This window comes from Brucepastera parasyntrophica (assembly GCF_022376835.1).
GTDB classification, from domain to species: Bacteria; Spirochaetota; Spirochaetia; order Treponematales; family Treponemataceae; genus Brucepastera; species Brucepastera parasyntrophica.
In genome coordinates this window covers 3,055,788-3,068,865 of the sequence record NZ_CP084606.1, presented here as the reverse complement: position 1 = coordinate 3,068,865, position 13,078 = coordinate 3,055,788, and the positions used below count along the sequence as shown (strand labels likewise).

Sequence of the window (13,078 nt, the reverse complement as noted above, 5' to 3'; positions counted from 1 at the left end):
ATGGAAAATAAAACAATTTTCCGATTCAATTATCGACAGACAGGATCTTTAGTTTGAGCTTTATTCTGTATAAAAAACAAACGCTGCATCCGACTGGTACAGCGTTTGCCCTTATTTTGTCATTTTTCCGGGGAAAAGAGAGTTTTTTTACAATATTAAGGCATTAAAAACCACCTGAAAACCGCAGGTTCCGGGTAATTCTTATATTTGTAATGTACCAAGCCGGGAACAGGCTTCTTCTATCTGGTTCCGGTGTCCGAATGAACTGAACCGTATAAAAGATTCTCCGGCGGGGCCGAACCCGGCGCCGGGAGTACAGACCACATGGCAGGAATCCAGAATTGTATCGAAGGCATCCCAGCTTTTCAGGCCCGGAAAGAAGGTCCATACATAGGGAGCATTATCGCCGCCGTATATTTTTACCCCGATTTTTTCGAACGCCGGGCCGGCCAGGGCTGCCCGGATAAGTTTCGCATTTTCAAGATAGTAATCGGTAAGAACCCTTGTTTCCGCAAGACCCTTTTCATCAAGGGAAGCGAGACCGCCGTATTGGGCAATATTTGAGGCTCCATTAAATATGGTAGAAAAAAGGCGTATCCAGTCCCTGTATACCGGCGTGCCGTCCGAAAAGAGGAGTTCCTTCGGGACTATGGTCCAGCCCAGACGGACTCCGGTAAACCCTATGGGTTTTGAAAACGAACTGACTTCAATCGCACATTCACGGGCGCCTTCGATTTCATAAATTGAAACAGGAAGAGAGGGATCGCGGATAAAAGAGGCATAGGCCGAGTCAAAAATAATGATGGATTGCTTTGCTTTCGCCATTTTAACCAGTCCGGTAAGCTGATCCCTCGTTGCAACCGCGCCGGTAGGATTATTTGGCGAACAGAAATATATCAGGGCATTTTCAGGAATAACCGAAAGGTCAGGAAAAAAGTTATTTTCAATTGTGCAGGGCATATAGATAATGCCGGCGTATCCGGAACCGCCGGAGAGAGCCGGACCCGCGGAGCCGGCGATAACAGAACCGTCAACATATACAGGATAGGCAGGGTCCTGTACGGCGACAGCGGTATTTTTTCCGAACAGGTACTGGAGCCGGCCTATGTCGCATTTTGCCCCGTCTGATATAAAAACTTCATCTGTCGAAATTCTTCCCTTATACAGGACCTGGGCGACTTTTTCCCGCAGTTCAGTCAGTCCGGCTTCGTTGTCGCAGTAACCGGTATAACCTTCGGCGGTGCCGAGTCTGGCTACTTCAGCATGAAGTCCTTCAATAATATAAGGAGTAATGGGTTCAGTGGTATTTCCGATCCCGAGGCTGATTATTTTTGCTTCGGGGTGTTCTTTCTGGTAAGCATTGCGCCTTTTTGATATTTCCGGAAACAGGTATCCTGACGAAAGGTTCGCAAAATTAGGATTACGGTTCATGATTTTCTCTCCATTGTATAATTATACATTTTTCTCAAAAGAAAGTATATATTTATTCAGGAAGATATGCAACCGGTATTTCGGAAAACCGGTAATCAGTTATCAGCCTGTCGAAAAAGGGTTTCATAACAAGCTGGCCGCCTTCTACAGTATAATGGGAACCATCATCACCCATAACCCGGATTGACTTCCCGTTTTCAAGCGCAATGGCGTCCATATATGGCTGGTCCTGCCCCGGAATAGTGTCCCGAAGAGATATTCGTATAAGCACGTCAGGGCTGTATTCCGCCGCGAGGGCTTCCTGAACGGAGTCAATATAAAGCAGGCTTTCGTTATATTCCCTGTTTTTCGCCGCGGGCATTCCGAGCCAGTACACGCGGGACACATACGACAGCGCTGTATCGATTATGTTTCTGCACTTCTGTTTGTAGGCCGCTTCCCATTCAGGGGTTCTCTTTTTCATGATTATGCCCTGATTGTTCCAGAAATTCTGGTAATCATTCATTCCCAGCATAATTACGGCCAGATCATAGGATTCCTGATTGAATATATCCCGGATTTTTGTGTTCCAGTTATAGTAGTCGCCCCGGACAAACCCGGAAGAATGTATTGCAAGAAAATCCACATCTATCGGGGCCTTTCGCCCGACAAGGCGGGAAAAACCTGAGCCCAGACTGAAGACCTGTGAATCGCCGAAAATGTATATCCGGAGCGGGTTTTCAGAAGAAAAAACAGCTTCGCCGGCGGGCGGCCGGGTCGGACGAACCGGTGCAGCCGGAGGAATTTCCGCGGAAATTACCGGAACGGCTTCTTCCGCAGGATCGGGGACTGTTTCCACAGGCGGGACTGACAGGACCCCGGGCTCCCCGGCGGAAAGGACATCCCGGTTGTTATAATACCGGGAATCCCAGGACGGATGATCCGCGAGTCCTGTACTTTGGATAAAGGATTCCCGGAGTTCAGGGACAAATCCGTCAATACCGACAGAAGAACTGAACGCGGACAGGGCGTCCGTCAGGGAAAAGAGGACCGATCTGATATGAAGGTTTTTTATCCCGGAGACAGGGACCCACAGGCTTTTGCCGCAGAGCAGAATAATGCAAAAAGCCGCTACGATGACCGTTACAAGGATGTAGTTGGGACTGTATTTGCCGTCTTTTTTGAAATCCATTTTTTTCAGGTTCATATACTCCTTTAATTTAAGTTTCTGATGTTCAGAAACACTTATAATCGGAAATAGTCAAATAATTTAAATTATTTGACTATTTCTTACACACCTAAAACTGGAAATAGATAAAAGGCGCTACTCCTGACATTGAAATGACGGAAAGCAGGGCGAAGAACAGGGCAATGCCTATTCCCTTAAAAGGCAGAGGAATATATGTCCATACTTTTATTCCCGTCTTACGGACTGCTGCAGGGACAAAGTGCATGCCCAGTCCCAGGATAATAAGAACAACTATCATCGGGGATAAAAGTGTAATATTCTGACTGAAATTGCCGAGGGAAGAAAACCAGAGTCCGACTTCCTTCAGGGAGCCCGCGCGGAATACCACCCAGCTGAGAACGGTAAACAGGAACGTTCCGAAAATCTGAAGGCCGGCAAGCGCGGGGGTCCTGTTCCGGGTATTGCCATAATTAAAAGCCCGTTCAATTACCAGGGCGCTCCCCTGCATAACGCCCCATAACAGAAAGGTATAAGAGGGCCCGTGCCAGAGACCGCCCAGGACCATGGTAAAAAACAGCGCTACTAATGTATGCGTAAGTCCAAACCGGGAACCGCCCATGCTGAAGTACAGATAATTCCGGAGCCAGGACGAAAAAGTTATATGCCAGCGCTTCCAGAATTCGGTAATGGAAAAAGACATATAGGGACGGTCAAAATTTTTCGGGGTATGGAAGCCGAGAAGCAGGGCTATACCGATGGCCATATCGCTGTAACCCGAAAAATCACAGTAAATTACAACGGCATATCCAACAGCGGCAAGAAAAACTTCCATTGAATGATATGCTGCAAGGTTTGAAAAGACAGGGTCCACAAACAGAGTTGAAAGAAAATTTGCAAAAACCATCTTTTTGAAGAGTCCGGATAAAATCAGGAGGGTCGCGTTATCAAATTCAATGGGCCGCGCTCCCGGTTCATTACCGGAATCAAGAACAGGCTGTATCTGCGGAAAAAAATCAGCGGCATGGACTATGGGGCCGGAAGAAATCTGGGGAAAGAATGAAACATAGAGCATAACATCGGGAAAAGAACGGACTGCCGGCAGCTTGCACAGGTATACGTCAAAGACATAGCTCATTACCTTAAAAGTATAATAGGAGATTCCTATCGGAAGAATAATGGATAATGTCGGAAAAAGAAAAGACGGGACAGGATTTCCCGTTATCAGTTTTATCAGATTATTGGCCGAATCGGCAAAAAAGTTGTAGTATTTAAAAAAGCCAAGCACCAGCAGGTTAAAAACAACGGAAAGGATCATAAAACTTTTCCGCCGGATATGTTCCTTGCTGTTACCGACAAGCAGACCGAAACCATAATTCGCCGCCGTTGAGGCCAGCAGCAGAATACAAAACCGCCAGTCCCAACAGGCATAGAAAAAGTAACTGGCAGCTATCAGGAAAATTTTACGCTCAGAGTTTTGTCTGAAAACATACCAATAGCATATAAAAACACAGAGAAAAAAGAAAAGGAATCCGAAAGTAGGAAACAGCATTACCTGTAGAATTACGCATCTAACAGGAGTTCGTCAATAGGTTTGCCTGCCGGGACCATGGGAAAAACCATTTCGTCTATATCCATATAACAGTCTATCAGAGCCGGTTTTCTCTCGCTGAGGGCCGAATCAAAGGCTTTGATAAATTCGGCTTCATTTGCGGCGCGGTAGCCGCGAATGCTGAAAGCTTCGGCGAGCTTTACAAAATCCGGCGGACGGTCAAGGGTTGTCTGGGAATAACGTTTATCGTAAAACAGTTTCTGCCATTGCCTGACCATGCCGAGGGTTCCGTTATTTGCAACAATGATAATAATAGGCAGATTATAGTGGGAAATTGTTGCGAGTTCATTCAGATTCATCCGGAAAGAACCGTCTCCGGCAATATGCACTACGTTCCTGTCGGGAAATGCTTTTTGCGCGCCGATCGCGGCGCCGGTCCCGTAGCCCATTGTGCCGAGACCGCCGGAAGTTAAAAGAGTCCGGGGTTTTGAAAACGGGTAAAATTGCGCTACCCACATTTGGTGCTGCCCGACTTCCGTTGTAATAATAGTATCATCTCCCAGTTTTTCGTGTACTGTTTCAAGAACGAATTTGGGATGAAGGGATGTTTTTTTCGTGTACATTGCCGGGATATGGGTTTTCCATTCATCAACAAGATTATTCCACTCATCTCTCGGCCTTTCGGGTACCCGGGATACCAGCGCCGACAGAATTTGCTTGATATCGCCGTTAAGGCAGGCCTCTGTCCTGATATTTTTATTGATTTCCGCCGGATCAATATCTATCTGCAATACGGATGATTCCTGCGCAAATCGGGCGGGATCCGATATAACCCGGTCGGAAAAACGGGCACCGATGGCCACAAGCAGATCGCATTTGTTTGCCGCAGCATTCGAAGCCTTTGTTCCATGCATACCAATCATTCCGGTGCAGAGCGGATGCCGGGAAGGAAAAGCGGTTTTTCCCATGAGGCTTACTGTCACCGGGGCATTCAGTTTTTCGGCAAGCTGTTTTAGTTCCTCTCCTGAATCGGAAATAACCACACCGCCGCCTGCATAAAACAGGGGCCGCTTGGACCGGGACAAAATTGCAACGGCTTTTTCAATATCCGCCTCGGTAACGGCCGGGATTTTCCCGGATAAACGTCTGGAAATAATATCGGCTGGGAGATCCCGGTTATCAGGATTGCCGGCAGGTTCCCACTCGGCTACCTCCGCGGTAACATTTTTCGGTATATCGATGAGAACAGGGCCGGGCCGTCCGGTCCGGGCAATGGCGAACGCCTCACGGATTGTATCCGCAAGATCTTTCACATCCCGGACAATATAATTATGTTTGGTTATCGACATGGTGATCCCGGCTATATCCACTTCCTGAAAGCTGTCCTTGCCAAGGAGATTTGTCGCAACATTACAGGTGATGGCCACAACAGGCACCGAATCCATATAAGCGGTAGCGATCCCGGTGACCAGATTCGTACTTCCCGGACCGCTGGTTGCGAGGACTACACCGACGTTGCCGGTCGCACGGGCATATCCGTCCGCGGCATGGGAAGCGCCCTGTTCATGGGCGGTAAGAATATGTGTAATCCGGTCTGAATGTTTATACAATTCATCATAAATATTGAGTATTGTTCCTCCCGGATATCCGAAAACAGTATCCACTCCCTGTTCGGCAAGACATTCAACCACAATCCGTGCGCCTGTAATTTTCATATTATACACCCTTTATATACGATTTTATCACGTTTTATCTGACCGGAACAACGCTGACTAAGTCATCGGGATTTAATCAGCATTGACCTAAATCAGAATTGCTCCCTGATCGGCGCTGCTTACCATTCTGGCATAACGGGCAAGGTATCCATGGGTTACCTTCGGCGCAGGTTTTACCCATTTAGCCCGCCGTTTGGCCAGTTCATCTTCAGGAACTTCAAGAGTTACGGAATAGGAGGGAATATCAATTGTAATAGTATCCCCTTCTTCTACAAGCGCTATGTTTCCGCCTACAGCCGCTTCCGGGGAACAGTGGCCGATTGACGCACCTCTGGTAGCGCCGGAAAACCGTCCGTCAGTAATAAGAGCGACCTGCTTATCAAGTCCCCGGCCTGCAAGGGCCGCAGTGACCGAAAGCATTTCCCGCATCCCGGGACCGCCGCGAGGGCCTTCATAACGGATAATAATGACATCACCTGCGGCAATCTTTCCGGCCTGAACCGCCGAAAAACTATCTTCTTCCGAATCAAAAACCCTCGCGGGTCCGGAATGCTGCATTAACTCAGGAGCACAGGCGGAACGTTTTACAACACAGCCATTCGGCGCAAGGTTCCCGAACAAAATCGCGATTCCCCCGTTCGGCGAATACGGATTGTCTATTGGGCGGATCACTTCCGGATTCTTATTCCGGGCGTCCCGGATATTTTCACCTATTGTTTTACCGGTAACCGTAATAAGGTCAGTATGAAGGAGCTTTTTCTTATTCAATTCCGCAAGAACAGCCTGAATTCCTCCAGCCGCATATAAATCTTCTATAAAACTTTCTCCGGCCGGCGCGAGACGGCAAAGATTGGGCGTCCGTTCAGAGATTTCATTAACCGATTTCAGATTGATAGTAATGCCGACCTCATGGGCAATTGCCGGAAGATGCAGGATAGTATTTGAGCTGCATCCGAGGGCCATATCCGCTACAAGGGCATTTTCAAAGGACTTTTCCGTAAGCATCTGGCGGGCGGTTATTTTTTTGTTTACCATTTCCATAACGGCCATTCCGGCTTTTTTTGCCAGGGCAGTCCGGTCGCCGAAGGCAGCGGGAATCGTACCGTTGCCCGGCAAACCGAGGCCAAGGACCTCAGTAACACAGTTCATGGAATTGGCCGTAAACATTCCCGAGCAGGACCCGCAACCGGGACAGGCGGCGGAAGCCATTTCCTCGAGTTCCGCTTCAGTGAGTTTTCCCGCGGAAACAGCGCCCACAGCCTCGAACATATTTGTCAGTGACAGACGCTTGCCGTTGTAGTTACCGGCAAACATGGGACCGCCTGAAATAAAAACGACCGGCAGATCAAGACGTCCGGCAGCCATAAGCATACCGGGAACGACTTTATCACAATTGGGAATCATCACGAGGCCGTCAAAGGCATGCGCGGTCGCAACGCATTCAATGGAGTCAGCAATAAGTTCCCGGGTGGGAAGAGAGTATTTCATCCCTTCATGGCCCATGGCGATACCGTCGCAGACACCAATCGAAGGAAATTCCATGGGAGTTCCGCCTGCCATACGTATTCCGGCTTTTACGGCTTCGGTAATCTCATTCAAATGAATATGGCCCGGAATAATTTCATTATACGCATTTACAACACCGATTATCGGCCGGCCCAGTTCTTCATCAGTATACCCCATTGCCCGGAACAGGGACCGGTGAGGAGCCCGTTCCATTCCTTTCTTTATTTTTTCGCTCTTCATAGAAACCTCCACGTATTTGCACGCACACTATACTAATAGTACAATATATTTTACTCTTCAGGATATTTGCAGTGTTATTACACCAATAGTTTAATAGGCATCATGAATCAAAACAAAAATTACGATATTCTTCATATCTTTGGAGAAAATCTGCGCAGACTGCGAAAAAAACACCGGATTTCACAGCTTGAACTTTCATCCAGGACCGACCTGTCTCATACCTTCATAAACAACATTGAGAATGGGAAAAAATGGATTTCTCCGCAAACTCTGACTATTTTGTGCAAGGAACTGCACGCATATCCCTTTGAGTTCTTTTTGACAAACGACCTTCTTGATTCAAATTCCGTATATTTGGCTCTGGCCGAAAAGTCAAATCTTATTTTCGAACTTGACGAGATCATTGCAAAATACCGGAAAGAAAAGCCCGAATAATCTTTTCTTCCGGTTTATTCGGGGCGAGGGTTTAATCCCTCAGACCGAAGGTCTGCCCTGCTCTGCGGCAGGGTATTTTACTCATACTTTTCCGATTGCATCAACAATCAGATCTCCCATCTTTGTAGTTCCGACAAGTTTATCTCCAAGACTGCCGACCGATGTTCCCGCTATATCGCCGGTTCGCCAGCCGTCGTCAAGGACCCTTTCAACAGCCCGTTCAATTGTCCATGCTTCTTTTTCAAGGTTAAATGAATATCTCAGCATCATTGCGCAGGACAGTATTGTCGCAAGCGGATTTGCCTTATCCTGTCCGGCGATATCGGGAGCGGACCCGTGTATAGGCTCATACAGCCCGGGGCCGCTGTCACCGAGGGAGGCGGACGCAAGCATGCCGATTGAGCCGGTTATCTGGCTTGCTTCATCAGAAAGAATATCTCCGAACATATTGCTGGTCGCAATAACATCAAATTGCCCGGGATTGCGGACAAGCTGCATGGCGGCATTATCCACATACATATATGATAAAACAACTTCAGGATAATTATGTTTCATTGATTCGGCAACCTCGCGCCACAAGCGGCTGGTTTCAAGAATATTTGCCTTATCAACAACGCAGAGGCGTTTTTTTCTTTTCAGCGCGGATTCAAAGCCTATTTTGATAATACGCGCAATTTCATCCCAGGAATAGGCTTCGGTATCCCACGCGGAACGGTTGTCGTCGCTGCGGCCCCTGTCGCCGAAATAAATACCGCCGGTCAGTTCCCGGATTATCAGAATATCAAGGCCGTCGCCTATAACTTCCGGTTTAAGCGGACAGGCGTCGGCCAGCTGTTTGAGCATAAGAGCGGGGCGGAGATTCGCATATACCTGCATTCCGCCCCGGAGTCCGAGCAGGGCTTTTTCAGGACGAAGCGATCCGGGCAGGGTGTCCCATTTCGGGCCGCCGACAGCGCCCAGCAGAACGGCGTCCGCCTTTTTACAGGTTTCCAGCGTTTCTTCGGGCAAAGGATGGCCGGTCGAATCAATGGCGGCGCCTCCGGCAAGGACTTCCGTGTATACGAAAGCGTGTCCGAAACGCAGCCCGACAGCATCCAGAGCCCGGCAGGCTTCCCGGACTATATCAGGCCCGATACCGTCTCCGGGAATCAGTGCAATATTGTATTTCATATCTACTCCTTTAATGTAAGTTTCTGATGCAAAGAATCAGTTAATGCTTTACATCAGAAACACGTACAATCGGAAATCATTAATTTTTTCTGAAATTCTTATCCGCAGATTTTTGCCCTTACCTGGTTTATGAGACCGTCCGCCTTGATTATTTCCTGCATAAAGGGAGGAAAGGGCTGGGCCTTAAATGTTTTACCGGTTGTCATGTTTGTAATAACACCGCTGTCAAAATCGACTTCAACAGTATCGCCCTGGCTGATTCCTTCCACAGCCTCAGGACATTCAAGGATCGGAAGACCTATATTGATTGCGTTCCGGTAAAAAATGCGGGCAAAGGTAGACGCAATAACACACGAGACGCCGGCCGTTTTAATTGCCAGGGGTGCGTGTTCACGGCTTGAGCCGCAGCCGAAATTTTTATCAGCCACAATAATATCTCCCGGTTTTACCCTGCCGACAAATTCCTTATCTATATCTTCCATACAATGGGAAGCCAGTTCCTTCGGATCGGAAGTGTTAAGATAGCGAGCAGGAATAATAACATCCGTATCCACATTGTCTCCGTATTTAAAAACAGTTCCTTTTGCTTTCATTTATAAAACCTCATAAAATTAAAATCATGTTCCGGTTTTTCAGGAACAGTCCGGAATTATGCCGGATTTACGCAAGTAATTCCGACGGATTTATGCCAATAATTCCGCAGGGTCCGTAATGACGCCGGTTACCGCACTCGCCGCCGCCACTGCCGGGTTTGAAAGATATACCTCGCTTTCAGGATGGCCCATGCGGCCGACAAAATTCCGGTTTGTGGTTGCAAGAGCCCGTTCTCCCTTCGCGAGAATACCCATATGTCCGCCGAGACAGGGACCGCAGGTTGGAGTTGAAAAAGCAACGCCCGCTTCCACAAAAACCTCGGCGAGGCCTTCCCTTACCGCCTGCAGATAAATTTTCTGTGTGGCAGGGAAAATAATACAGCGCACATCTCTGGAAACCTTTCTGCCCTTGAGTATTTTTGCCGCAATACGGAGATCTTCAATCCGTCCGTTGGTGCAGGAGCCTATAACAACCTGGTCAATTTTAAGGCCCTTTGCTTCTCCTATTGTCTTTGTATTTGAAGGCAGATGGGGAAAGGCAATTGTGGGTTCGATTTTTGCGAGATCAATTTCAATAACCCGCTCGTAAACAGCATCGGGATCAGCTTCATAAATTTTTGGAGTACGGGCGCTGTGTTCTTTTATATATGCAAGGGTCTGTTCATCAACCGGGAAAATCCCGTTCTTTGCCCCGGCCTCAATTGCCATATTCGCGATCGTAAAACGGCCGTCCATGTCTATGGAAGATACGCCTTCGCCGGTAAATTCCATTGACTGGTACAGAGCCCCGTCAACCCCTATCATACCTATAATATGAAGAATAACATCCTTTCCGCTTGCCCAGCCGGAGAGCTTGTTTTTCAGGACGAATTTTATTGCGGAAGGCACCTTAAACCAGGCCGTGCCCGAAGCCATGCCGGCCGCCATATCGGTCGAACCGACTCCGGTGGAAAATGCACCGAGAGCGCCATAGGTGCAGGTATGGCTGTCTGCGCCTATCACCACATCTCCAGCTATTACCAGCCCCTTTTCCGGGAGAAGGGCGTGTTCGATTCCCATACAGCCTACTTCAAAGTAGTTTTCAATATCATGCTGCCTGGCAAACTCCCGGACAATTTTCGCCTGTTCGGCGGCCTTAATATCCTTATTCGGGGTAAAGTGATCCGGGACAATAGCGATTTTTGTCCTGTCAAAAACCGTCCCGCACCCGATTTTATTGAATTCGGTAATTGCGACCGGAGTGGTCACATCATTTCCAAGCACAAGATCAAGCTTAGCATCAATAAGCTGTCCCGCCTCCACGGATTCAAGCCCCGCATGGGCGGCCAGAATTTTCTGGGTCATTGTCATTCCCATAACTTTCCTCCGAATTCAGGCAGAGCCGCTGTTTTCCGGCCTGCCGAATGTGCCAAACTGGCGTTTTAATTATAGTTAAATACAATGCAGTATTTATAAAAATAATACTACTGAAATAGTATCAGTGTAAAGTGCCGGACCGTTTTTTCACGCATAATTTACAATAAACTGCAAACTTCTGCCCGGAAAGGATGATCGGCGGAAATCAGCTGTGTCCATGGGAAACGCTGATTAAGTCATGCTTAATCAGCTGTGTCCGAGCCTCTTTTCCATATCGCTGATAAGTTTGTATTCAAATGAATCAACCAGGGCAAGCCAGGAGGCCTCAATAAGGTCGGCTGAAACCCCGACCGTGGACCAGACAGCTTCTCCGTCTGTGGATTCAATCAATACTCTTACCTTGGCGGCCGTGGCGCTCTTGGAGTCCAGAACGCGGACCTTAAAGTCGGTCAGCCGGATATGGCGGACTGCGGGATAAAAGCGTTCCAGACCATGACGCAGGGCAATATCAAGGGCATGAACCGGACCGTCGCCTTCCCCGGCTGTAATGGACATTTCGCTTTCGACCTCGATTTTTATCTGGGCAAAAGCGGTATTTTCATTTCCGTCAACCGGCTGCTCGCCTATAACCTTGTAATAATGCAGATCAAAGAAGGGTTTGTATTTTCCCATATTTTTCCGCACCAGAAGTTCGAAACTGCCCTCGGCACCTTCAAACTGATATCCCTGATGTTCAAGTTCCTTTACCCTTGTCACTATCTGGGAAGCGACCGGGCTGTCTTTTTTTATGCTGTGATCAAACTTCCGTATTTTTTCAATTATCATGGACCTGCCCGCGACCTCGCTCATAAGGAAGGTCCTCTCGTTTCCGACAGAATCAGGCGTAATATGTTCATAGGCAGTGGGATTTTTAGTCACCGCGTCAATATGCATACCGGCCTTATGGGCAAAGGCATTGCTGCCGACAAAGGGCATGCCGCCTTCGGGCGTAATATTGGCAATTTCAGAAACGCGAAGGGAAATAGGAGTAAGCAGAGCAAGTTTTCCCTCAGGAAGGCAGGGCATATGCATTTTCAGTTCAAGATTAGGGATAATTGTCGACAGATTCGCGTTTCCGGTACGCTCGCCGAACCCGAGAAGGGTCCCCTGGACCTGGCTGGCCCCGCCCTTTACCGCAAACAGGGAATTCGCTACAGCCAGCCCTGCGTCATTGTGGCAGTGGATACCCACCGGAATGCCGAATTCCTTTTTTACAAGAGCGGTCAGTTCCTCCACGGTATCGGGGAGGGTCCCGCCGTTCGTATCACAAAGGACCAGTATCGACGCGCCGCCGTCAACCGCGGCCTTCAGGGTTTTCATTGCGTATTCCGGATTCGCCTTGTAACCGTCAAAAAAATGCTCGGCGTCATACACAATCTTCCGGCCCTGGCCGGCAAGAAACTGCATGGTGTCATATATCATGGCAATATTTTCTTCCAGGGGTGCCCGGAGAATTTCAGTAACATGGAAGTCCCAGGTTTTGCCGAAAATAGCCACATATTCGGTTTCCGCGACCAGAAGGCTGCGCAGATTGGCGTCGTCCTGCGCGGAAATGTCCTTGCGGCGGGTCGACCCGAAGGCAACAATTTTTGAATACTTCAGATTGAGTTTTTTCAGCTCGCCGAAAAACTCGAGGTCTTTCGGGTTTGAACCGGGATTTCCCGCCTCGATAAAGGCGACGCCCAGTTCATCAAGGGCCTGCACAATATGGATTTTATCCTGGACTGAAAAACTTATGCCCTCACCCTGCGCCCCGTCACGAAGGGTGGAATCGAATATATGGACTTTTTGTAGAAAACTGTCACTGTCTGTTTTAGTCATGCACTTCTCCGCATATTTCTGTCCGGCGCCGCAGCAGCCCGGCGGACACCGGCAC

Annotated in this window: 10 protein-coding genes; 1 reads left to right on the top strand and 9 read right to left on the bottom strand. The window is 48.4% G+C overall.

Translation table 11 applies throughout. The features are described from left to right. Positions 1–201 precede the first annotated feature (201 nt). From K7I13_RS14760 to ilvD, 5 genes are all read right to left on the bottom strand, one after another. Positions 202–1,434 carry an LL-diaminopimelate aminotransferase gene (locus K7I13_RS14760; protein WP_255949363.1) on the bottom strand — a complete coding sequence of 411 codons (1,233 nt, stop codon included), beginning with the start codon at positions 1,432–1,434 and terminating at the stop codon, positions 202–204. A 49-nt stretch (positions 1,435–1,483) separates the two neighbouring features. Next, entirely contained in the window at positions 1,484–2,617 is a 1,134-nt protein-coding gene (locus K7I13_RS14755; protein WP_255946857.1) for a DUF459 domain-containing protein, read from the bottom strand. A gap of 91 nt (positions 2,618–2,708) precedes the next feature. Continuing rightward, positions 2,709–3,914 carry an MBOAT family O-acyltransferase gene (locus K7I13_RS14750; protein ID WP_255946856.1) on the bottom strand — a complete coding sequence of 402 codons (1,206 nt, stop codon included), beginning with the start codon at positions 3,912–3,914 and terminating at the stop codon, positions 2,709–2,711. A 245-nt stretch (positions 3,915–4,159) separates the two neighbouring features. Beyond that, on the bottom strand, positions 4,160–5,863 hold the full coding sequence (ilvB, locus tag K7I13_RS14745; protein WP_255946855.1) for a biosynthetic-type acetolactate synthase large subunit: 1,704 nt from the start codon (positions 5,861–5,863) through the stop codon (positions 4,160–4,162). 87 nt (positions 5,864–5,950) lie between these two features. Then, complete coding sequence (gene ilvD / locus K7I13_RS14740) at positions 5,951–7,609, bottom strand: dihydroxy-acid dehydratase (protein ID WP_255946854.1); 1,659 nt, start codon at positions 7,607–7,609, stop codon at positions 5,951–5,953. A 102-nt stretch (positions 7,610–7,711) separates the two neighbouring features. Between ilvD and K7I13_RS14735 the strand changes: the two genes are divergently transcribed. Next, entirely contained in the window at positions 7,712–8,044 is a 333-nt protein-coding gene (locus K7I13_RS14735) for a helix-turn-helix domain-containing protein (RefSeq protein WP_255946853.1), read from the top strand. Between the two features lie 81 nt (positions 8,045–8,125). Here the strand turns inward: K7I13_RS14735 and leuB are convergent, their stop codons facing one another. The 4 genes from leuB to cimA form a co-directional block, all read right to left on the bottom strand. Continuing rightward, positions 8,126–9,214, bottom strand: a complete 1,089-nt coding sequence (gene leuB / locus K7I13_RS14730; RefSeq protein ID WP_255946852.1) for a 3-isopropylmalate dehydrogenase — start codon at positions 9,212–9,214, stop codon at positions 8,126–8,128. 98 nt (positions 9,215–9,312) lie between these two features. Further along, entirely contained in the window at positions 9,313–9,807 is a 495-nt protein-coding gene (gene leuD / locus K7I13_RS14725; RefSeq protein ID WP_255946851.1) for a 3-isopropylmalate dehydratase small subunit, read from the bottom strand. Positions 9,808–9,897: 90 nt separating this feature from the next. After that, positions 9,898–11,163, bottom strand: a complete 1,266-nt coding sequence (gene leuC, locus K7I13_RS14720; RefSeq protein WP_255946850.1) for a 3-isopropylmalate dehydratase large subunit — start codon at positions 11,161–11,163, stop codon at positions 9,898–9,900. A gap of 246 nt (positions 11,164–11,409) precedes the next feature. Beyond that, entirely contained in the window at positions 11,410–13,023 is a 1,614-nt protein-coding gene (gene cimA, locus K7I13_RS14715) for a citramalate synthase (RefSeq protein WP_255946849.1), read from the bottom strand. Positions 13,024–13,078: the final 55 nt, after the last annotated feature.

Excerpts from the sequence above, each read along its gene's own strand:
- K7I13_RS14755 (WP_255946857.1), bottom strand. The coding sequence starts at position 2,617 with ATGAACCTGAAAAAAATGGATTTCAAAAAAGACGGCAAATACAGTCCC.
- K7I13_RS14750 (WP_255946856.1), bottom strand. The coding sequence starts at position 3,914 with ATGATCCTTTCCGTTGTTTTTAACCTGCTGGTGCTTGGCTTTTTTAAA.
- ilvB (WP_255946855.1), bottom strand. The coding sequence starts at position 5,863 with ATGAAAATTACAGGCGCACGGATTGTGGTTGAATGTCTTGCCGAACAG.
- ilvD (WP_255946854.1), bottom strand. The coding sequence starts at position 7,609 with ATGAAGAGCGAAAAAATAAAGAAAGGAATGGAACGGGCTCCTCACCGG.
- K7I13_RS14735 (WP_255946853.1), top strand. The coding sequence starts at position 7,712 with ATGAATCAAAACAAAAATTACGATATTCTTCATATCTTTGGAGAAAAT.
- leuB (WP_255946852.1), bottom strand. The coding sequence starts at position 9,214 with ATGAAATACAATATTGCACTGATTCCCGGAGACGGTATCGGGCCTGAT.
- leuD (WP_255946851.1), bottom strand. The coding sequence starts at position 9,807 with ATGAAAGCAAAAGGAACTGTTTTTAAATACGGAGACAATGTGGATACG.
- leuC (WP_255946850.1), bottom strand. The coding sequence starts at position 11,163 with ATGGGAATGACAATGACCCAGAAAATTCTGGCCGCCCATGCGGGGCTT.
- cimA (WP_255946849.1), bottom strand. The coding sequence starts at position 13,023 with ATGACTAAAACAGACAGTGACAGTTTTCTACAAAAAGTCCATATATTC.